Annotated in this window: 19 protein-coding genes; 12 read left to right on the forward strand and 7 right to left on the reverse strand. The window is 61.4% G+C overall.

Features of this window, described 5'->3' with window-relative positions; all coding sequences use genetic code 11:
* The first annotated feature begins 12 nt into the window (after positions 1-12).
* From GJ699_RS08215 to GJ699_RS08235, 5 genes are all read left to right on the forward strand, one after another.
* Complete coding sequence (locus GJ699_RS08215; RefSeq protein ID WP_154374921.1) at positions 13-600, forward strand: flavodoxin family protein; 588 nt, start codon at positions 13-15, stop codon at positions 598-600.
* 100 nt (positions 601-700) lie between these two features.
* Positions 701-1,894 (forward strand): efflux RND transporter periplasmic adaptor subunit, encoded by a 1,194-nt coding sequence (locus GJ699_RS08220; RefSeq protein WP_229261994.1) that lies wholly within the window; start codon positions 701-703, stop codon positions 1,892-1,894.
* Positions 1,891-3,291 carry an efflux transporter outer membrane subunit gene (locus tag GJ699_RS08225; protein ID WP_154374923.1) on the forward strand — a complete coding sequence of 467 codons (1,401 nt, stop codon included), beginning with the start codon at positions 1,891-1,893 and terminating at the stop codon, positions 3,289-3,291. The genes GJ699_RS08220 and GJ699_RS08225 overlap by 4 nt, the downstream gene beginning before the upstream one ends.
* Positions 3,292-3,383: 92 nt before the next feature.
* A complete protein-coding gene (locus GJ699_RS08230) occupies positions 3,384-3,683 on the forward strand; it encodes a type II toxin-antitoxin system Phd/YefM family antitoxin (protein ID WP_154374925.1) in 300 nt (99 codons plus the stop codon).
* On the forward strand, positions 3,658-3,915 hold the full coding sequence (locus tag GJ699_RS08235) for a Txe/YoeB family addiction module toxin (RefSeq protein WP_154374927.1): 258 nt from the start codon (positions 3,658-3,660) through the stop codon (positions 3,913-3,915). Before GJ699_RS08230 ends, GJ699_RS08235 begins: the two co-directional genes overlap by 26 nt.
* 23 nt (positions 3,916-3,938) lie before the next feature.
* Here GJ699_RS08235 and GJ699_RS08240 read toward each other — a convergent pair whose 3' ends face one another.
* The 4 genes from GJ699_RS08240 to GJ699_RS08255 all read right to left on the reverse strand — a co-directional run bounded on the left by GJ699_RS08240 (position 3,939) and on the right by GJ699_RS08255 (position 9,456).
* Entirely contained in the window at positions 3,939-5,750 is a 1,812-nt protein-coding gene (locus tag GJ699_RS08240) for a glycoside hydrolase family 15 protein (protein WP_154374929.1), read from the reverse strand.
* Positions 5,747-6,496: a trehalose-phosphatase gene (gene otsB, locus GJ699_RS08245; protein WP_154374931.1), complete on the reverse strand. Its 750-nt coding sequence runs from the start codon at positions 6,494-6,496 to the stop codon at positions 5,747-5,749. Before otsB ends, GJ699_RS08240 begins: the two co-directional genes overlap by 4 nt.
* Positions 6,497-6,498: 2 nt before the next feature.
* Positions 6,499-8,769, reverse strand: a complete 2,271-nt coding sequence (locus tag GJ699_RS08250; protein WP_154374934.1) for an alpha,alpha-trehalose-phosphate synthase (UDP-forming) — start codon at positions 8,767-8,769, stop codon at positions 6,499-6,501.
* Positions 8,770-8,904: 135 nt separating this feature from the next.
* Positions 8,905-9,456: a DeoR/GlpR family DNA-binding transcription regulator gene (locus GJ699_RS08255; protein WP_371867503.1), complete on the reverse strand. Its 552-nt coding sequence runs from the start codon at positions 9,454-9,456 to the stop codon at positions 8,905-8,907.
* Between GJ699_RS08255 and GJ699_RS35280 the strand changes: the two genes are divergently transcribed.
* Positions 9,398-9,547, forward strand: a complete 150-nt coding sequence (locus tag GJ699_RS35280; RefSeq protein WP_371867504.1) for a hypothetical protein — start codon at positions 9,398-9,400, stop codon at positions 9,545-9,547. The two genes, GJ699_RS08255 and GJ699_RS35280, sit on opposite strands and share 59 nt — an antisense overlap.
* Positions 9,548-9,832: 285 nt before the next feature.
* Here the strand turns inward: GJ699_RS35280 and GJ699_RS08260 are convergent, their stop codons facing one another.
* The 3 genes from GJ699_RS08260 to guaB form a co-directional block, all read right to left on the reverse strand.
* Positions 9,833-10,063 carry a nucleotidyltransferase family protein gene (locus GJ699_RS08260; RefSeq protein ID WP_154374938.1) on the reverse strand — a complete coding sequence of 77 codons (231 nt, stop codon included), beginning with the start codon at positions 10,061-10,063 and terminating at the stop codon, positions 9,833-9,835.
* A 187-nt stretch (positions 10,064-10,250) separates the two neighbouring features.
* Positions 10,251-11,861 (reverse strand): glutamine-hydrolyzing GMP synthase, encoded by a 1,611-nt coding sequence (guaA, locus tag GJ699_RS08265; RefSeq protein ID WP_154374939.1) that lies wholly within the window; start codon positions 11,859-11,861, stop codon positions 10,251-10,253.
* Positions 11,862-11,932: 71 nt separating this feature from the next.
* Positions 11,933-13,396: an IMP dehydrogenase gene (gene guaB / locus GJ699_RS08270; protein WP_154374941.1), complete on the reverse strand. Its 1,464-nt coding sequence runs from the start codon at positions 13,394-13,396 to the stop codon at positions 11,933-11,935.
* A gap of 431 nt (positions 13,397-13,827) precedes the next feature.
* On the opposite strand from guaB, the gene GJ699_RS34145 reads away from it, so the two are divergent.
* The 6 genes from GJ699_RS34145 to GJ699_RS08300 all read left to right on the forward strand — a co-directional run bounded on the left by GJ699_RS34145 (position 13,828) and on the right by GJ699_RS08300 (position 19,097).
* Positions 13,828-14,463: a PEP-CTERM sorting domain-containing protein gene (locus GJ699_RS34145; RefSeq protein WP_195763496.1), complete on the forward strand. Its 636-nt coding sequence runs from the start codon at positions 13,828-13,830 to the stop codon at positions 14,461-14,463.
* A 452-nt stretch (positions 14,464-14,915) separates the two neighbouring features.
* Positions 14,916-15,383, forward strand: a complete 468-nt coding sequence (locus GJ699_RS08280; RefSeq protein WP_154374943.1) for an FxDxF family PEP-CTERM protein — start codon at positions 14,916-14,918, stop codon at positions 15,381-15,383.
* A gap of 76 nt (positions 15,384-15,459) precedes the next feature.
* Positions 15,460-15,954, forward strand: coding sequence for a DUF4124 domain-containing protein (locus tag GJ699_RS08285; protein ID WP_154374945.1), 495 nt, complete (start codon positions 15,460-15,462; stop codon positions 15,952-15,954).
* A 64-nt stretch (positions 15,955-16,018) separates the two neighbouring features.
* Complete coding sequence (gene gntR / locus GJ699_RS08290; RefSeq protein WP_154374947.1) at positions 16,019-17,047, forward strand: HTH-type transcriptional regulator GntR; 1,029 nt, start codon at positions 16,019-16,021, stop codon at positions 17,045-17,047.
* Between the two features lie 98 nt (positions 17,048-17,145).
* Positions 17,146-17,649, forward strand: coding sequence for a gluconokinase (locus GJ699_RS08295; RefSeq protein ID WP_229261995.1), 504 nt, complete (start codon positions 17,146-17,148; stop codon positions 17,647-17,649).
* A gap of 98 nt (positions 17,650-17,747) precedes the next feature.
* On the forward strand, positions 17,748-19,097 hold the full coding sequence (locus tag GJ699_RS08300) for an MFS transporter (RefSeq protein ID WP_371867494.1): 1,350 nt from the start codon (positions 17,748-17,750) through the stop codon (positions 19,095-19,097).

A 19,097-nucleotide genomic window follows, 5' to 3' on the forward strand; every position in this document is an offset into this window, starting at 1 on the left:
CAGGAGCAAAAAATGAGCAAAGCAATCGTCGCCGTGGTGTATCACTCGGGTTATGGACACACCGCGCGCCAGGCGGAAGCCGTCAGCAATGGCGCCGCGCGGGTCGACGGCGTGACCGCCCGCCTGTATGCCGTCAACGGCGAAGACGCGCCCTGGGCTGAACTGGAACAAGCCGACGCCATCATTTTCGGCGCCCCGACCTATATGGGTGGCCCGTCGGCCCAGTTCAAAGCGTTCCAGGATGCCACCTCCAAGACCGTGTTCGCGGCTGGCGGCACCTGGCGCAACAAGCTGGCCGCAGGCTTCACCAATTCGGCCTCGCGCTCCGGCGACAAGCTGGCCAGCCTGCAGCAGATCGCGATTTTCGCCGCCCAGCACGGCATGCACTGGGTCAGCCTGGGCCTCCCTCCCGGCAACAATTCCAGCAAGGGCTCGGAAGAAGACTTGAACCGTCTCGGCTTCTTCCTGGGTGCGGCCGCGCAATCGAACGCGGATCAGGGCGCGGACGTGGCGCCATCGCAGTCTGACTTGCGCACCGCCGAACACCTCGGCGCGCGCGTGGCGGAGACCGCGCTGCAATTCGTGCGCGGTCGCGGCTAAGCGCATGACACAATTCCCCCGGCCGGAGTAAGACAGATGGGTAAATAGAAAAGCGCCTGAATGCGCTAAAATGGCAGCTGTTTTTAACGATGTAAAACCGATGAACGACGATAAAAACGGCTGCCGTCAACCTGCCCGCCTGGTGGCGGCGGCGCTCATGCTGGCGCTCAACGCCGATATTTCCTTTGCGCAAGCTCTGGACGCACCGAAGGCACCGGCCACGGAGGTCAAGCTCGATACGGTAACGGTGCAGCGCGGCGAGCTGCAGCAAACGGTCGACGCGGTAGGCAAATTACAATTCCACCGCTTTGCGGATGTGAATGTCCAAGTCGCCGGCCAGATCAAGAACGTGCTGTTTGCGATCGGCGACACGGTGCAGGAAGGCAAGCTGGTGATGGAGATTTCGCCTGCGATCCGCGCCAATCAGCTGGAAACTAATCGCGCACAAATGGCGCGGCTGCGCGCCGAACTGGCGGACCAGCAGGCCCAGACCGACTACGCCGAGTCGCAGTTTAAGCGTCAGACCTTGCTCAAAGCACAAAATGCCACCCGCGAAGACGCCTTTGAGTCGAGTCGCATGGGGGCTTCTACGGCGCGCGCCCGGATCGACGCCATCAACGCCCAGATCCAGCAGCTGGAGGTGACGCTGAAGTCCGACGAAGAAAGCAGCCACAACACGCAGCTGGTGGCGCCGCTGTCGGGCACCGTGGTGGCGCTGAATGCGCGCGCCGGGCAAACGGTGAGCGTCGGCCAAGCGGGCCAGCCCTTGATGCGGATTGCCGATCTGTCGCAAATGACCGTCCAGGCGCGGGTGGCGGAGGTGGATGTGACCCGCCTGCGGCGCGGCATGACCGCCAACTTCCAGACGCCGGGTTATCCCGGCCGCACCTGGTCGGGCAAACTGCGCCAGGTGCTGCTGGTGCCCGCCGAGGGCAGCGGCGAGCAAGGCAAGCCGACTTTTTACAATGTGCTGTTCGAGGTCGACAATCCGGAGCAGGAGCTGATGAGCGGCATGACGACCCAGGTGCAGTTCATCGTCGCCCAGGCCAAGGATGCGTTGCTGCTGCCGGCTAACTTGCTGGGCCAGCGCGATGCGGCGGGCATGTATCAGGTCCAGGTGGTGAACCCCGAGCGGCGCATCGTGGCACGCAAAGTCAAAATCGGCTTGCGCAATGCGCAGCAGGTACAAGTGCTGTCCGGCCTGGAAGCGGGCGAACAAGTACTGGTCGGTCCGGTGCCCGCACCGGCATTGGTGCTTCAGTCCAAGCCGACCGCGCCAGTGGGTAAGCCATGAAACGGCGCGCCCTGCCCTGCGGCTTGTCACTGGCCGGCTGCCTCGCCGGCGTTTTTCTGGCTGGCTGCACCCACACCATTCCCGTAGCGGAACCGGCGCCCGCCGTCGCGTTGCCGGCCGGCTGGTCGCAGGCCGGCAAGCCGGGTAGCCAGGAATGGCCGGACAGTCACTGGTGGCAACGCTTCGGCAGCGCCGAACTGAGCCAACTGGTCAGCCAGGGCCAGCAAAGCAACCTGGAACTGGCCGCAGCGCTGTCGCGGGTGCGTCAGGCGGAGGCGCAGGCGCGGATTGCCGGGGTCGCGCTGCTGCCGACGGTCGATGCCTACGCCGGCGCCAGCCGGGATCTGCCGATTGCCGGCAATCACAACGCCAACGTTTCATCGAGCGGACAGTTGCAGGTGTCTTACGAACTCGATTTTTGGGGCAAGAACGCCGCCGGCGTGGCCGCCGCCGAGGCGTCGCTCAGGGCTAACTTCTACGATCGCCAAACCGTGGCGCTCACCGTGACCAGCGGCATCGTGTCGACTTATCTGCAACTGCTGTCTCTGCACGACCGGCTTGAGGTGGCGCGCGAGAACACCAGGACCGCGGAACATGTGTTGTCGCTGGTCGAGGCCCAGAGCAGCGTTGGCGCCGCCACCACGGTCGATCTGGCGCGCCAGCGTTCCGCTGTCGCCAGCCAACGTGCCGCCATCCCCGCTTTACTGCAGCAGGAGCGCGAAGCGCAATCCGCGCTGGCCATCTTGCTTGGCCAGTCGCCGCAAACCTTCAAGATCAGCGATAGCGGACTCAGCACAATCCACCTGCCCGAAGTGACGGCGGGCCTGCCCTCCGAACTACTGTCGCGAAGGCCCGATATTCAGCGTTCGGAAGCCGTGCTGGCGGCCGCCAGCGCCAACGTCGAAGTGGCGCGCGCGGCCTTGTTTCCCAGCATACGCCTGACCGGATCGACCGGCACCCAAAGCAGTGCCTTGACCTCGCTGCTCAACGCCCAGAACTTGTTCACGAATATCGGTGCCTCGTTGGTGGCGCCGATATTCGACGGTGGACGTCTGCGGACCGAGCGTGATCTCGCGATCGAACAAAAACAGGAACTGGTGCAGACCTATCGCTCAACCGTCCTCGCGGCGCTGGCCGAAGTGGACACGGTGCTGGGCCAAATCAACAGTCTGGACGAACAGCGCCGCTTGAAAGAGGTGGAACTGGAACAAACCCGTCTGGCGTTCAATTTATCCGAGATCCGCTACAAGGCCGGCGCGGAAGACTTGATGACCGTGCTCGATACCCAACGCAGCCTGTCGGACGTGCAAAACGAGCTGGGAATACTGAAACTCAAACGCCTGCAAGCCACGGTATCGCTGTACAAAGCCCTCGGCGGCGGCTGGCAGGCCGGCTGACCGGAAGTTGCGCTCTTCGCAAAAATTGGGACACACTCAAACTTGTACAATTGATCGTACAACTTTGGCCGTTTACGATACCCGGAGTAACAATGAGAATCATCAACTTTTCTGAAGCGCGCAACAGCCTTCGAGCTGTTATCGACCAAGTTGTTGAGGATGCGGACGTAACCATTATCTCGCGCAGAGATGCGCCAGATGCGGTAGTCATGTCCTTCGATTATTACAGCAGCCTGATGGAGACTGTACATCTGTTGAGCTCGCCGGCTAACGCCGCTCACCTTGCCAAATCCATCGCCCAAGCACGTTCAGGCCAAGTGACGCATCGGGAATTAATCGCCCTTTCCGACGCAGAGGAGCCACAACATGCGCAACCTGAAGTTCACGGATGAGGCTTGGGAAAGCTATGTCTACTGGCAAACGCAAGATAGAAAAACGCTCAGACGGATTAACGATCTGATCCAGGCCGCCCCCAGAGAGCCTTTTGCTGGTCTGGGCAAACCTGAAGCATTGAAACATAGTCTTAGCGGCTGCTGGTCGAGACGAATTGACGAAACGGACCGGCTAGTCTACGAAGTACACGATGAGGAACTCATCATCATTTCGTGCCGCCATCACTATTGAAGTGAGGTGGCCCTGTCAGAGGCTTACACCACGCTGTCCCACGGCACCGACAGCCGCATGGCGCAGTTGATCAGTCCCACCATCGAGTAAGTCTGCGGGAAGTTGCCCCACATTTCACCGGTCACCGGATGGGTGTCTTCGGACAGCAGGCCCAGGTGGTTGCGGGCCTTCAGCATAGTCTCGAAGATGGCGCGCGCCTCGTCCTTGCGGCCGATGCGCGCCAGCGCGTCGATGCGCCAGAAGGTGCAGATGTTGAACGCGGTTTCCGGCTTGCCGAAATCGTCCGGCGCTTCGTAGCGGCGCATATAGGGACCGTCGCACAGCGTTTCCTCCAGCGCCTTGACGGTGGCGATGAAGCGCGGGTCTTTCGGGTCGATTAAATTGACCTCGGCCATCAGCAGCACGCTGGCGTCAAGGTCGCGCCCGCCCAGGCTTTCGGCGAACGCCTGACGCTCCTCGCTCCATGCATCGCGCAGCAGCGGCACGCGGATCTGTTCCGCGCGTTGCTGCCAGTATTCGTGACGGTCGGGCAAACCCAGCGCCAGCGCGATCTTGGCCAAGCGGTCGCAGGCGGCCCAGCTCATCAGCATCGACGAGGTGTGGACGCGGGCGCGGGTGCGCAGCTCCCACATGCCGGCGTCCGGCTGGTCGTGCACCCGGAACGCCTGTTCGCCCACCGCTTCCAGGTGGCGGAATTCGGCCACGCCGGCGCGGTTCAACAGACGGTGATCGAGGAAGGCTTGCGCCGCGCCCAGCACCACATTGCCATACACATCGTGCTGGAAGTGCTCCTGCGCCTGGTTGCCGACCCGTACCGGGCGGTGGCCACGGTAGCCGGGCAGATTGTCGACCGTCGATTCCGGCAGCAACTCCTCCAGTCCGATGCCGTACAGCGGCTGGATATGGCCGCCCTTGGAACGCGCCACGATGTTGCTCAGCCAGCGCAAGTACTCTTCCATGGTGCCGACCTCGGACAGGCTGTTGAGCGCGCGCACCACGAAGAAGGCGTCGCGCAGCCAGCAGTAGCGGTAGTCCCAGTTGCGCGCGCTGCCCGGCGCTTCCGGCACGCTGGTGGTCATGGCGGCGATGATGGCGCCGGTGTCCTCGTACAGCGACAGCTTGAGCGTGATGGCGGCGCGGATCACCACATCCTGCCACTCATAGGGCAGCGCCAGCCGGCGGCTCCAGGCGCGCCAGTAGTTGATGGTCTCTTTTTCGAAGCGGCGGCAGATGTCCTCGATGCCGTCGTTCAGCGTTTCGTCGGGGCCGAGCGTGAAATTCAGGCCGCCGTTGACCAGGAACCAGGATTCCGACAACAGGTGGCTGAGCGAGGCGTCGGTGTTCAGGCGCAGCGTCTGTTCCTCGCCGACGTAGCGGATGTGGTGGCTGCCACGGGTGACAACCGGCGCTTCCTTGCCCCAGTTGAAGCGCGGCCGCAGCTTAATGCGGATGCGCACCGCGCTGTTCAGCAGGCGGATGCGGCGGATCAGCATCAGCGGCCGGAACATGCGGTCGCGGCTGGTGAAGCGCGGCGCGAAGTCGCTGATCTCGATGCCGGCGCCGCGCGCGTCGCTCAGCCGGGTGCGCAGCACGGCGGTGTTGGGATCGTAGAACTGCTCGGTCTTGACGCAGTCTTCCAGTTCGATGCTCCAGACGCCGCCCTGTTCCGTATCGTCGAGCAGCGCGTTGAACACCGGGTCGCCGTCGAAGCGCGGCAGGCAGCACCAGACGATGCTGCCGCTTTGGTCGACCAGCGCGTTGTACGAGCAATTGCCGATCACGCCGCAGTTGAGCGAGGCTTCGGCCGGAAAGGCGGTGGCGGAAGTGGCGGTCATGAGTAGTCTCCTTGCAGGATGGCGGCTTGCGCCAGCAGCGCGTGTAGCGCCTGCGGCGTGGCCACGCGGTGATGGGCGGCGCTGACGCCAGCGCCGATCTTGACGCCGATGCCGCCGAGTTGCTGGGCGTAGATGATGGCCGCTTCGTCGGTGGTGTCATCGCCGATGAATACCGGACGATGGCCCTTGAATGGCGGCTCTTGCAGGAATTCGGCCAGCGCCGTGCCCTTGTTGACGTCGGCCGGCTTCAGTTCCAGCACCATTTTCCCGTGCAATAGCACGGTGCCGGGACAGGCCGCCTGCGCCGCGCGCATCGCCCCCAGGCAGGCCGGCTCCAACGCCGGCGCCAACCGGTAGTGCAGCGCCACGGCGCCGCGTTTCTCTTCCAACAGCAGGCCGTGGTGGGCTTCCACCAACGGCCGCAGATGCGGCAGGGCCGGCTCCAGCGACGGCGCGCTGGCGTAGTGCCAGACGCCGTTGGCATCGCGCCGTTCGGCGCCGTGGACGCCAGCCGCCGCCAGCGTCAATGGCGCCAGCATGGCGTCAATCTGCGCCACCGGACGGCCGCTGACGATGGCCAGCCGGCCGTCCAGCTGCGCGGCGACGGCGGCCAGCAGCCGTGCCAGGCCAGGTGGCACCAGCACCGTATCGGGGCTGGCCGCCAGCTCGACCAGGGTACCGTCGAAGTCGAGGAATAGCGCGCAGTCGCGCCAGTCGTCGGGCAACGTAAAGTCGCTGACGCTCATGGTCAGCTCACCAACCGCAGTCCGCCGCGACTGTGGGCGTGGATCTTCTGCATGACTTTTTCACGCTTGCGCAAGCGTGCCGCATCCAGCAGCATATGGCCAGCCCAGCGGTAGACGTTGAAGCGGCGTACCCGGTCGCGCATGGCGCGCATGCGTTCGCGCTGTTCGCTGGCCGGCATGGTGAGGCCACGGTACAGCGCCTCGGCGCCTTGTTCGATATGGTAGGGATTGATAATCAGCGCCTCGTGCAGCTCGCGCGCGGCGCCGGTGAACTGACTCAGCACCAGCGCGCCACCTTCGTCGTCGCGGGCGGCGATGTATTCCTTGGCCACCAGGTTCATGCCGTCGTGCAGGCTGGTCACCATGCAGACCTCGCTGGCGCGGAAGTAGCGTTGCAAGTCTTCCTGTTCGTGATGCTCGATCTTGAGGATGATGGGCAGCGCACCGGCGCCGGCGTAACGCTCGTTGATGGCCGCCGCCAGCCGGCGCACGCGCTGTTCAAAGCTCATGTACTCTTCCAGGTCGGAGCGGCTTGGCGCGGCGATCTGCACCAGGCTGAAATGGCCGACCATGCCGGGGTACAGCTCCAGCATACGCTCGACCGCCTGGAAGCGCTCCAGTATGCCCTTGGTGTAGTCGAGGCGGTCGACGCCAAAGGCCAGCAGATGGTCTTGCGGCACGCCGAGATAGTCGCGGATTTCGCTGCGGCATTGCTCCACCGGGGCGATGTTGGGGTAGTCCGGCCACGCGATCGAGATCGGGTAGTCCTCCACCTGCGTCAGTTCGCCGCCGTAAGAGATGGTCGAAGCTTCCTGTTCGATGCGCGTCTCCAGGTAGCGGTCGACGGTGTCGAGGAAGTTCTTGCGGTGGAAAGGGGTGTGGAAGCCGAGGATGGTGCTGCCCAGCATGCCGTCCAAAATCTCTTCGCGCCACGGGCAGATGCCGAACGATTCCGAATTGGGCCAAGGGATGTGCCAGAAGGTAATGATGGTGGCTTTCGGCAGCGCCTCGCGCACCATGCGCGGCAACAAGGCGAAGTGATAGTCCTGTACCAGCACCACCGGATTGTCGCTGCGCGCCTCCGCGATCACAGCATCGGCGAAGCGGCGGTTGACCTTGACGTATTCGGCCCAGTCGGCGCTGCGGAACACCGGCCGCACATGGGCGATGTGACACAGCGGCCACAGGCCCTCGTTGGCGAAACCGTAGTAGTAGCCCTGCTCTTCTTCCTTGCTCAGCCAGACCCGCCGCAAGGTGTAGCGCGGATTGGCCGGCGGCACCGGCACATGATCGTTGCGGTCGACGGTTTCCTTGTCGGCGCTGCCGGCGCCGTGGGCGATCCAGGTGCCGGAGCAGGCCCGCATCACCGCCTCGACGGCGGTCACCAGGCCGCTGGCCGGACGGCGCACGCGAATTTCACCGTCCGCAGCCTTGTCGTGGATATAGGGTTCGCGGTTGGACACCACTAGCACCTCGTCGCCGGCCAGGTCTTGCTGCAGCAGCGACTTGAGTTTTTCTGGCGCCCAGTCGGCGCCGGCCTCGCCGCTGCTGTTCTGGCGGTCCTGATGGTATTCCTCCAGCAGGCCGCGCAGTTCGCCGATCAGCGGTTCCATTTCCGGCGGCGGTGGCGCGGCATCCGGCGCGCGCGCGCCACGGCCCAGCAACTGACCGCGCAACACATCGTTCAGGCCGGCCAGCCAGCCGCGCCAGCTGAGGTGCGACACCACCAGCGTCAGCGCCGAGATGGCCACTGCCAGCAAGGCGAAGAAGCTCAGCACATATTTCTTGGTCTCGGCACTGCGGCGCTCGATGAAGCTCATGTCGTGCACCAAGATCAGGCGGCCGAGCACGGTGGCGTCGTCCTGGATCGGTGTGTCGTGCACGTGCACCGGGCCGCGCGGCTGCTGGACCATCGAGGTGCGCTTGCTACCGTCGACCGGTTTGTTCCAGCAACCCAGCGAGGCCGGGTAGGCGGCGGTCTTGTACAGCAGCTTGCCGTCGTTGTTGCAGTAGGCCAGCGCGAACAGGCGCTCGTCCTGGATCGCGCTGTCGAACAGGCGTTTGATGCGTTCGCGGTCGTTGGCCTCGACGTATTCACGCAGCGGCAGTTGCAGCGTGGACGCCAACAGCTGCGAACGGTTGTCGAGATCGCGTACCGACCAGGTCAGGGTCAGTTTGTCCATCAGCGGCACGACGATGTAGGCGAACAGGCTGAGCAGGACGGCCAGCGGCAGAATGACGCGCAGCGATAGTTTGAATGGGCGTGACAGCATGGCAAGCTTCCATAATCTTGGAAGCCTTATTGTTTCATTGCTGGCACTATTCCTGTGTTCGTCAGCGCACGTTGGGGGGCAATTTGCTGCATTGCAGCTAAGTGTGCAGCGCCGCCGGTCTGTTTATCCAGCCCACTAGTGGAAGGTGGATACGCCGCCGCTGCGGCCGCAGGACGCGCTACCAGCGCGGGTCAATGAGGTCGAACAGGAGCGGTCCCGGGGATTGACCTGCTTCACCAGCGTGCCGGCTAGCAACAGCGTCTGCAAGCTGCCAACCGCGAGCTGGTCGTCCGTGATCACGCAGGAAACCTGTTCAAGGCCGCACAAATACAAGCCGGCGCCGGCGCGCAACTGCGCGGACTCGGCCAGCACGATCACTTCCCGCGCCTGCCCCAGCAGGTGATATGCCGCCTCCGCCTCGCTATCGCCCGCCGTCAGTCCCAGCGAGGACAGCCCGCTGGCGCCGACAAATATGCGGTCGGCGTAAAAACCGCGGACGAAACCCACATCGGGCGTCGCCGTCAACGGTGAACCGTTGACCCGCAGCACGCCGCCGGCGAAAAACACCTCGTTATCGCTGTCCGCCATCAGGCGGCCGGCCGCGCCCAGTGAGTTCGTCAGTATCCGCATGCGTTTACTGAGCAAGAACTCGGCCATCGTCGCGGCCGTGGCGCCGCAAAGAATGATGGTGTCGCCGTCGGCGCACATGGCCGCCGCCGCTTGGGCGATCGCCCGGGCTCGCGCCCGCGCGTCGTCCACCTCCCGCTCACACCGCTGATCCATCCGGGCCGCCCCTTCATGTAGGTCATCACTAACCACGACTATAGAAAGCAAAGCCTGCTGGCGTAAAGTCAAATATTCCAATACCTCGTATCACGTCGCGCCATGGGCGGCGTCAAACAAATTCATCCAACCGCCAGTTCTCCCGCCAGTCGATGAATGGTCGCGCACCATCGAAGCGTATCGGCAGCCAGCTGTAGCGTGCCCGCGAGGTATTGATTTTTTCCCTTTTGACGTTGCAGGTAGGTTCCAGGCAGTTATGGCAAGCGCTGCTTATCCTTACTCATACCGGCACGGCTTGCGCGAGAACGGCTGCCTTGAATTTCTCTGGCAAGGCGTTCGGGGTAAGCACAGTGGTTTCCGGCGTTGGATCAATAAGTAAATCCAAGTCGCTATGATCCGTATAACATCCCTGCACCACAGAACCAAACACGCGAGGATTGCAGGCACGATGCTCCACTACAATTCGGCGGATCGCGTCGAGGTGTGTTTGAAACGCGGTGGATGGCTTCATTTGGCTTGATGTGCGTGGGGCAATCGTATTACCAAAGATTCTACATTGTGACAACGGCTTCGCGGCTTCGCTCAGCAGCCCTGCTTAGATATGAATAAAACTTTACAGCGTTCCAAAAAATAAAGCCCTGTAAAACAGGGCCTTATCACTTCAATCAATTACGATTTACAATATTTCCAAACGCAACTTACTCCCACTCAATCGTCGCTGGCGGCTTGCCGCTGATGTCATAAACGACGCGGTTGATACCGCGCACTTCGTTAATGATGCGGTTGCTTACCTTGCCCAGCAGCGAATGCGGTAGGTGCGCCCAGTGTGCGGTCATGAAGTCCTGGGTCTGCACGGCGCGCAGCGCCACCACGTATTCGTAGGTGCGGCCGTCGCCCATCACGCCCACCGATTTCACTGGCAGGAACACGGCAAACGCTTGCGAGGTCGCTTCGTACCAGTTCTTCGGCTCGCTGTCCTGATCGAAGCCCGGCACAATGGTCGCCTCGTACGGCGTGTTGCGCAGTTCTTCGATGAAGATGGCGTCGGCTTGGCGCAGCAGGTCGGCGTAGTCCTTCTTCACTTCGCCCAGAATCCGTACACCCAGGCCCGGGCCTGGGAATGGATGACGGTAGACCATGTCATGCGGCAGGCCCAGCGCCACGCCCAGCTTGCGCACTTCGTCCTTGAACAGTTCGCGCAGCGGTTCCAGCAGCGACAGTTTCATGTGCTCCGGCAGGCCGCCGACGTTGTGGTGCGACTTGATGGTCTGGCCTTTTTTGCCCTTGCCGGCCGATTCGATCACGTCCGGATAGATGGTGCCCTGTGCCAGCCATTTGGCGTTGGTCAGCTTGCCCGACTCGCGGTCGAACACTTCGACGAATTCGCGGCCGATGATTTTGCGCTTCTGCTCAGGATCGCTGACGCCGGCCAGGTGGCCCATGAACTGGTCTTCCGCATCGACGCGGATCACTTTCACGCCCAGGTTGTTGGCGAACATGTCCATGACCATCTTGCCTTCGTTCAGGCGCAGCAGGCCGTGGTCGACGAACACGCAGGTCAGTTGATCGCCGATCGCGCGGTGAATCAGCGCCGCCGCCACCGACGAGTCGACGCCGCCCGACAGGCCCAGAATCACTTCATCAGTGCCGACCTGAGCGCGGATTTTCTCCACCGCTTCCGAGATGTAGTCAGGCATATTCCAGTCCGACTTGCAGCCGCAGATTTCGTGCACGAAGCGGCTCAGCATGACCTTGCCCTGCACGGTGTGGGTCACTTCCGGGTGCCACTGCACGCCGTAGAAGCCCTTCTCTTCATTGGCCATGGCCGCGATCGGGCACGATGGGGTGTCGCCCATCAGCACGAAGCCTGGCGGCATGTCCAGCACCTTGTCGCCGTGGCTCATCCAGACTTTCTGCATGCCGTGACCTTCGTCGGTGACGAAGTCGACAATGCCGTCCAGCAGCTTGGTGTGGTTGCGCGCGCGCACTTCGGCGTAGCCGAATTCACGCACCTTGCCGTTTTCCACTTTACCGCCCAGCTGCGCGGCCATGGTTTGCATGCCGTAGCAGATACCCAGCACTGGCACGCCCAGTTCGAACACGGCGTCCGGCGCGCGTGGCGCGTCACCTTCCAGCGTCGAGCTGTGGCTGCCCGACAGGATCACGCCGGCGGCGCCGTAGTTGCGCACGAACTCGTCGCTGACGTCATACGGATAGACTTCCGAGAACACGCCGGAGTCGCGCACGCGGCGCGCGATCAGCTGGGTCACCTGGGAGCCGAAATCGAGAATGAGGATTTTAGAGTGCATGGATATGTACTGATGAAGAGCTAAGAAATAGAAAAACGCCGGCACGACGGCCGGCGTTGGCAAGGACTGGTTTAGTCGCCGGAACGGTAGTTCGGCGCTTCCTTGGTGATTTGTACGTCGTGGACGTGCGATTCGCGCATGCCGGCCGAGGTGATCTCGACGAACTCGGCTTTATTACGCAGTTCTTCGATGGTGGCGCAGCCGCAGTAACCCATCGACTGGCGCACGCCGCCGACCAGCTGGAAGATAATCGCCAGCACCGAGCCTTTGTAAGCCACGCGACCTTCGATACCTTCCGGCACGAACTTGTCGGCCTTCATGGTGGCGTCCTGGAAGTAGCGGTCGGCCGAACCATCCGACATCGCGCCCAGCGAGCCCATGCCGCGGTAGGATTTGTACGAACGGCCCTGATACAGGATCACTTCGCCTGGTGCCTCTTCGGTACCGGCAAACATCGAGCCCATCATCACGGTCGAGGCGCCGGCTGCCAGCGCTTTCGAGATATCGCCCGAGAAGCGGATGCCGCCGTCAGCGATACATGGCACGCCGGTGCCTTCCAGTGCTTCGGCCACGTTCGAGATCGCGGTGATCTGCGGCACGCCGACGCCAGCGACGATACGGGTGGTGCAAATCGAGCCAGGACCGATGCCGACCTTGACCGCATCGGCGCCGTACTCCACCAGCGCCTTGGCGGCGGCGGCGGTAGCGATGTTGCCGCCGATGACGTCCACTTGCGGGTACTTGGTCTTGATCCACTTCACGCGGTCCAGAATGCCTTGCGAGTGACCGTGGGCGGTGTCGACCACCAGCACGTCAACGCCGGCGGCGACCAGCAGGTCGATCCGCTCTTCGTCTTTAGCGCCCACGCCAACGGCGGCGCCAACCAGCAGCTTGCCCTGCGAGTCTTTCGACGCCAGCGGGTGCTCGTGCGATTTCTGGATGTCCTTGACGGTGATCAGACCCTTCAGTTCGAAGGCGTCGTTGACCACCAGCACGCGCTCCAGGCGGTGCTTGTTCATCAGGCGCTTGGCTTCGGTGGTGTCGGCGTCTTCCTTGACGTACACCAGCTTTTCGCGCGGGGTCATCTTGGCGCGCACTTCGGCGTCCAGTTCCTGCTCGAAGCGCAGGTCGCGGTTGGTGATGATGCCGACCACTTCTTTGCCTTCCACTACCGGGAAGCCGGAAATGCCATATTGCTCGGTCAGCTTGATGACGTCGCGGATCTTCATGGTTGGCGGGATGGTGATCGGGTCACGCAACACACCGGCCTCGAAACGCTTGACACGCGCCACTTCACGCGCCTGATCCTTCGGATTCAGGTTTTTGTGAATGATACCAATACCGCCTTCTTGCGCCATGGCGATTGCCAGGCGGGCCTCGGTGACCGTATCCATCGCTGCCGACAGCAGTGGAATGTTCAGGCTGATATTGCGAGTCAGACGGGTTTTGAGGGACGTATCCGCAGGAAGAACGTTGGAGTACGCTGGGACGAGCAGCACGTCATCGAATGTGAGTGCTTTTTGGAGTAGACGCATAGCATTTCCTATAGGCGCAAAAGCAGATTATACAGAAAATCGATCATTCTGTCCGGAACTTCTTTGGAGCGAGTGCCTCCGCCACGAGCTCGGATTATTACCCGGTGTACATAGGAATTCTGAGTTGGCTATGGCCGCGCTGTAAGCCTCTTTCGGCGACCAGGGCGCTCCGCTGTCATTTTTCAACGAAACTGCACGCGCCAGTGTGGATCAAATCGTCGGCAACGCAGGCGCAGGTCTCGTCGGCGCGATTGCACGCCGCCGCAAAAACCTCGGCAGGTGGGGCGGATTACACAGTTCCTGTGTGAGCGTTGCCGTTTAAAAACGGCGGATATCTGAAAGAAATTCCTACAATTTTGATACAAAAATACTATGCAATTTCCGGTTTGCCGGCTGATATATTCTGGCATCAATGACAAATTGGAGGCGACATGAAACTTCGGACTGCTCTACCTTTACTGCTCGCACTCACCGCGCCTTTGATGCCTCAGTGCGCCTCAGCGACAACCATCGACTTCGAGTCTTTGGCCTCAACATTGACGACGTACGCCGGCCCAATTGACGGGCCGGTGGATGGCTATGTATTTAGTGCCAACACGTGGATAGTCGATGAATTTTATTACAACGTAAGGTTCCACAATGTGCCATACCCGCTGAGCGGGGATATCGGAGCTAACGCTCTCGACGATGCGCCGATCATACTGTCCAAGCAAGACGGCGGCGTTTTCTCGTTGCAGAATCTAATTTTCTCGTCTTGGGATACTGCAAGCCAGGACCGTCAGGGTACCTTCACGGCTACTGGTTACCTAAACGGCGTCGAAGTCGCGTCAGCCTCTGCCCAAAGTGCGCAATTTAACTGGTCGACTCTGACTGCTAATTTTCGTGCTGTTGACAAAGTCGTCTTCGAATTCAACGTTAGCCAGGGGGCGAATACCTATCCATTTTCCTTTGTTATAGACAATGTCAATGTGTCTGCAGTTCCTCAGCCATCAACGTACGCCATGTTGCTGGGCGGCCTAGTACTGCTTGGATGTACCGCGCGCCGTCAATCCCACAACAAGACCTAGCCCATACTTCCATCATTCACGGCGCCACAGTCAAGACTCAATCTGCCTTGATGCAGATTTAATTAAATCTCAATATAGGTGTTTTTTTCACAATAAAAGGGAGCGCACCGCACAAATGTTGGTTTAGTGAAAAAATTAAGTACTCCAGCTGTCGTTATTAGTTCATCCCATATTGATAGTTAATAATATTTTTGTAACATCAGTTGACGACATTGCATGATATTTTTTACTCTGCAAGTGAGCCCTCCGTTCACCCGCAAGGGTGTTCAGCGTGGTGGCGGGCTCGACCACAAGAAGGCTTCCTGAATTTGTTAAAAGTTGCCGCGCGGAATTGGTGTTGTTTTAACACCAATCTAAGAAAGTTGTTATTGTGGCTTGCCTTCAAGGCAAACAAAAACGCTGGCTGCGGTACTGGCCGGTCACTATAACTTTTATGTTTTAGGGGTTCTACGATGAAACTGAAGCTACTTGCCGCTGCACTTCTCGCTGGCGCCGCATTCTCCGCCAGCGCTGGTGATTATTCTCTGCCGATCACGCTGAATGCCACTTATGACTTTTGGGACCTGGACACTCCGCTCGACGGTGGTGTTGACACCATCAAGTTCACTGGTCTCGCCGCCGGCACGTATAAGGTAGACCTGTCCTACAGCACCAACTACCTGACCTTCGCGTCGATCACGCTGAATTCGGTAAGTGTCCCAACGATCTACTCGGCCACTCCGTACACCCTTGGCGCGATCACGATCGAAACTGGCTCGCCATTCACACTGGTGCTGACCGGCACGGCTAACAGCTTGTCGTCCTACAGCGGCCACATCACCGTGACCGCCGTGCCTGAACCGGCTACCTACGGCATGATGCTCGGCGGCCTGGGCCTGCTGGGTCTGGCTGCTCGTCGCAAGAGCAAGAAACAGTCGTAAGCCAGGCTGGCGCTCCAGTTGACAGTTGCCATGAATCATGGCGAAATCAGCGCATGCCTAACTGGAGCGCCTTTTCATGAAATACCGCATCAAACTTTTGGCGGCAACACTGTTGCTGACCACCTCCTCGCTGGCGTTAGCCCAATATATCTGGATCGATGACAAAGGCGTCAAGCAACTGTCCGACCGCCCGCCCCCACCCGATGTGCCGGACAAGCGCATTCTGAAAGCCCCCGGCAAGCCAATCTTCAACCCCTACGCCCCGGCCGACGCGGACACGCCCGCCGATGCCAAGCCGCCGAAGCCGGCAACCACACTGGCCGAGCGCAACGCCGACTACAACAAGCGCAAGACCGAGGCCGCCGAAAACGCTCAACGCACCGCCGCCGATGCGCAGCGCAAAGCCGACCAGGCCGCCAATTGCGACGCCGCGCGTCAGAATCAGCAGGCACTGGACCAGGGTCTGCGCCTCAGCACCTACGGTCAAAACGGCGAACGCGGCTATATGGACGATGCCCAGCGCGACGATTTGCGTAAAAAGACGCAAAAACTGTTGGCCGATTGCAAATAGACTCTTCTGCCTTTTGGCCTGGGTGCCGTATGATATCGCTATCAAGATCAACCCAGTTTCATCAATGACGAAGACTCAAGCGGGCAAGAGCCGCGCCAGCGGTCGCATCACCCTCGCCATGGTGGCGGCACACGCCGGCGTGGCCACCATGACCGCCTCGCGCGCCATCACTCAGCCGGAGATGGTGTCGCAGGCGCTGCGCGACCGCGTCGACAAGGCGGTGGTCGAACTCGGCTACGTGCCTAACCGCGCCGCCCGCGCCCTCGCCTCGTCGCAATCGAAGGTGATCGCGGTGCTGGTGCCGTCGCTGTCCAACGCCGTGTTCACCGAAGTGCTGGCCGGCATCCAGGACGCGCTCGGCCCGGACGATTACCAGATCCTGATCGGCAATACCCGCTATTCCGACAAGGAAGAGGAAAAGCTGATCAACACCTATCTGCAATCGGCGCCGGACGGCATGCTGCTGTCCGGCCTGACGCACAGCCCGCGCGTGCAGCAAATCCTGTCCAGCCTGCGCATGCCGGTGGTGTCGATGATGGACATGTCGACCGATCCCAGCCAGCTGACAGTCGGCTTCTCCCAATTCGAAGCCGGCCACGCCATGACCCGCTACCTGCTGGACAAGGGCCACAAGCGCATCGGCTTCATCGGTGCCCAGCTGGACGAGCGCACGCTGCGCCGCGCCGAAGGCTACCGCAAAGCCATGCAGGACGCCGGCCTGGCCGACAGCCGGCTGGAAGTGATGGTCAGCGAGCCCTCCACCATCGCGCTCGGCGCCGAGCTGCTGGGCCGCATGCTGGCGCAGGCGCCCGACTGCGATGCCATCTTCTGCTGCAACGATGACTTGGCCCACGGCGCCATTTACCAGAGCCAGCGGCGCGGCATTCCGGTGCCATCACGGCTGGCCATTTGCGGCTTTAACGATCTGCCGACCTCGGCCTGGATGAATCCGTCGCTGACCACCATCGGCACACCGCGCTACCGCATCGGTTTCGAAGCGGCGACGCTGCTGCGCTCGGTCATCAAGGGCGACGATCCGCCCAACAAACAGATCGATCTCGGCTTCACGTTAATGGCCCGCGAAAGCGCATAAATCACCGCCAAGGCGCCTGCTGCGCCGCAGCATCGATAGTCCTTTACAAATTTTATAATCCGACTACACTCACCGAAACTGTTAGCGCTATCATTTAAATGAGCAAAAGCACACAATCACGTTGGATCATGATGGGCGTCAGCGGCTGCGGCAAGAGCTCGGTCGGGCTGCAACTGGCGGGCGCGCTGGAGGTGCCCTTCATCGAGGGAGACACTTACCACTCCTACGCCAACGTGGCCAAGATGACGGCCGGCGTGCCGCTCACCGACGCCGACCGCGCCGACTGGCTGCTGGCCCTGCACCAGCAGATCCGCGACGCCCGCCTGAAACGCAGCGGTCTGGTGCTGTCCTGCTCGTCGCTGAAGCGGCATTACCGCGACCTGCTGCGCAGCGCCGATCCGGAACTGCGTTTTGCCCATCTGGCTGGCCCGCGTGAACTGATCGCCCAGCGCATGGCGGCGCGCAAGGATCACTACATGCCGCCCACGCTGCTGGACAGCCAATTAGCGACGCTGGAACCACTGCAGGATGACGAGGCTGGCATTGTGCTCGACATCGCCCAGCCGCCGCAGGAATTGGTGCGGCAAATTTTACGGACATGATAGTTACCGCTATCAAAACCAGGCTCTCCCCGGGACAGTCCCCTGTTCCGTTCAGGCAGTGATACGCTGCCTGCTTTTACAAGCGTACGAAGACGATCGTGGATAAACAACTGAGCTGGCGGGAAAAATGCAGCTACGGCATTGCCGATATGGGTTTCAATTTTTATTGGACCAATATCGCCACCTTCCTGCTGATCTTCTACACCGACGTCTTCGGCATTTCGGCCGCCGCCGCCGCCTCGATGATGTTCACCATCAAAATCATCAACGCCTTCACCGACCCGATGATAGGCGCGGTGGCCGACCGCACCCGCACCCGCTGGGGCAAGTTCCGCCCTTACCTGGTGTGGGTGCCGCTGCCGCTGGCATGCGCCGCCTTCCTCACCTACACCACGCCGTCACTGTCGGACGACGGCAAGATCGTCTGGGCCTACGGCACCTATCTGGCCATGATGGTGTGCTACACCTGCATCAACATTCCCTACAACGCGCTGTCCGGCGTGCTGTCGGCCGATCCGCAGGAACGTTCCACCGTCAACGGCCTGCGCTTCATCTTCGCCTTTGCCGGCGGCACGCTGGTGACCGCCGCCACGCCGTCGCTGGTGCACTGGCTGGGCGGTGGCGATGATAAACAGGGCTGGCAGCTGACCATGCTGGCCTGGAGCGTACTGGCCTCGCTGCTGTTCGTGCTGACCTTTTTAAACACGCGCGAACGCATCGCGCCGCCCGCCGCACAACAGACCAAGGTGTGGCAAGACATCCGCGACCTGTCGCAGAACCGGCCGTGGGTGGCGCTGTTCTTCCTGGCGCTGATCATCATGATCACCATCACGCTGCGCACCAGCAGCGCGGCCTACTACTTCAAATACGTGGTGCAGCGGCCGGACCTGATGGCCGGCTTTGTCCCGGCCTACATGATGGCGGCCGCCGGCGGCGCCGCGCTGACGCCGTTGATGACGCGCTACGTCGACAAAAAGAAGCTGATGATGATCCTGATGAGCATCACCGCCGTGCTGTCTTCGGCTTTCTTCTTTGTGCCGCGCGATCAGATCTGGCTGATGTTCACGCTGCAGATCGGCATGGGCCTGGCGCTCGGCCCCAAGTCGCCGCTGGCGTTCTCGATGTACGCCGACACCGCCGACTATAACGAATGGCGCACCGGCCGCCGTGCCACCGCCATGACCTTCGCCGCCGCCACCTTTTCGCAAAAGCTGGGGACCGCGATCGCGGTCGCGGTGATCGGCTGGCTGTTCACCCGCCTGGGCTACGTCGCCAACGCAGCGCAAAGCGAAGGTTCGCAGGCCGGCATCGTGTGGCTGATGTCTTTCATACCGGCGGCCTTCGCGTTGCTCGCGGTGGCCATCATGTTCCTCTACAACCTGGATAACGACAAACTCACGCAAATTCAGTCCGAACTGGAAGCGCGCAAAAAAGAACGGAGAGATTGA

Origin of the sequence: Duganella guangzhouensis (assembly GCF_009674535.1) — a bacterium.
Classification (GTDB): Bacteria; Pseudomonadota; Gammaproteobacteria; order Burkholderiales; family Burkholderiaceae_D; genus Rugamonas; species Rugamonas guangzhouensis.

Excerpts from the sequence above, each read along its gene's own strand:
- GJ699_RS08215 (WP_154374921.1), top strand. The coding sequence starts at position 13 with ATGAGCAAAGCAATCGTCGCCGTGGTGTATCACTCGGGTTATGGACAC.
- GJ699_RS08295 (WP_229261995.1), top strand. The coding sequence starts at position 17,146 with ATGAGCAAAAGCACACAATCACGTTGGATCATGATGGGCGTCAGCGGC.
- GJ699_RS08220 (WP_229261994.1), top strand. The coding sequence starts at position 701 with ATGAACGACGATAAAAACGGCTGCCGTCAACCTGCCCGCCTGGTGGCG.
- GJ699_RS08240 (WP_154374929.1), bottom strand. The coding sequence starts at position 5,750 with ATGACCGCCACTTCCGCCACCGCCTTTCCGGCCGAAGCCTCGCTCAAC.
- GJ699_RS08285 (WP_154374945.1), top strand. The coding sequence starts at position 15,460 with ATGAAATACCGCATCAAACTTTTGGCGGCAACACTGTTGCTGACCACC.
- GJ699_RS08280 (WP_154374943.1), top strand. The coding sequence starts at position 14,916 with ATGAAACTGAAGCTACTTGCCGCTGCACTTCTCGCTGGCGCCGCATTC.
- GJ699_RS35280 (WP_371867504.1), top strand. The coding sequence starts at position 9,398 with ATGCGTTTACTGAGCAAGAACTCGGCCATCGTCGCGGCCGTGGCGCCG.
- GJ699_RS08250 (WP_154374934.1), bottom strand. The coding sequence starts at position 8,769 with ATGCTGTCACGCCCATTCAAACTATCGCTGCGCGTCATTCTGCCGCTG.
- guaB (WP_154374941.1), bottom strand. The coding sequence starts at position 13,396 with ATGCGTCTACTCCAAAAAGCACTCACATTCGATGACGTGCTGCTCGTC.
- GJ699_RS08230 (WP_154374925.1), top strand. The coding sequence starts at position 3,384 with ATGAGAATCATCAACTTTTCTGAAGCGCGCAACAGCCTTCGAGCTGTT.
- guaA (WP_154374939.1), bottom strand. The coding sequence starts at position 11,861 with ATGCACTCTAAAATCCTCATTCTCGATTTCGGCTCCCAGGTGACCCAG.
- gntR (WP_154374947.1), top strand. The coding sequence starts at position 16,019 with ATGACGAAGACTCAAGCGGGCAAGAGCCGCGCCAGCGGTCGCATCACC.
- GJ699_RS08235 (WP_154374927.1), top strand. The coding sequence starts at position 3,658 with ATGCGCAACCTGAAGTTCACGGATGAGGCTTGGGAAAGCTATGTCTAC.
- GJ699_RS34145 (WP_195763496.1), top strand. The coding sequence starts at position 13,828 with ATGAAACTTCGGACTGCTCTACCTTTACTGCTCGCACTCACCGCGCCT.
- GJ699_RS08260 (WP_154374938.1), bottom strand. The coding sequence starts at position 10,063 with ATGAAGCCATCCACCGCGTTTCAAACACACCTCGACGCGATCCGCCGA.
- GJ699_RS08225 (WP_154374923.1), top strand. The coding sequence starts at position 1,891 with ATGAAACGGCGCGCCCTGCCCTGCGGCTTGTCACTGGCCGGCTGCCTC.
- otsB (WP_154374931.1), bottom strand. The coding sequence starts at position 6,496 with ATGAGCGTCAGCGACTTTACGTTGCCCGACGACTGGCGCGACTGCGCG.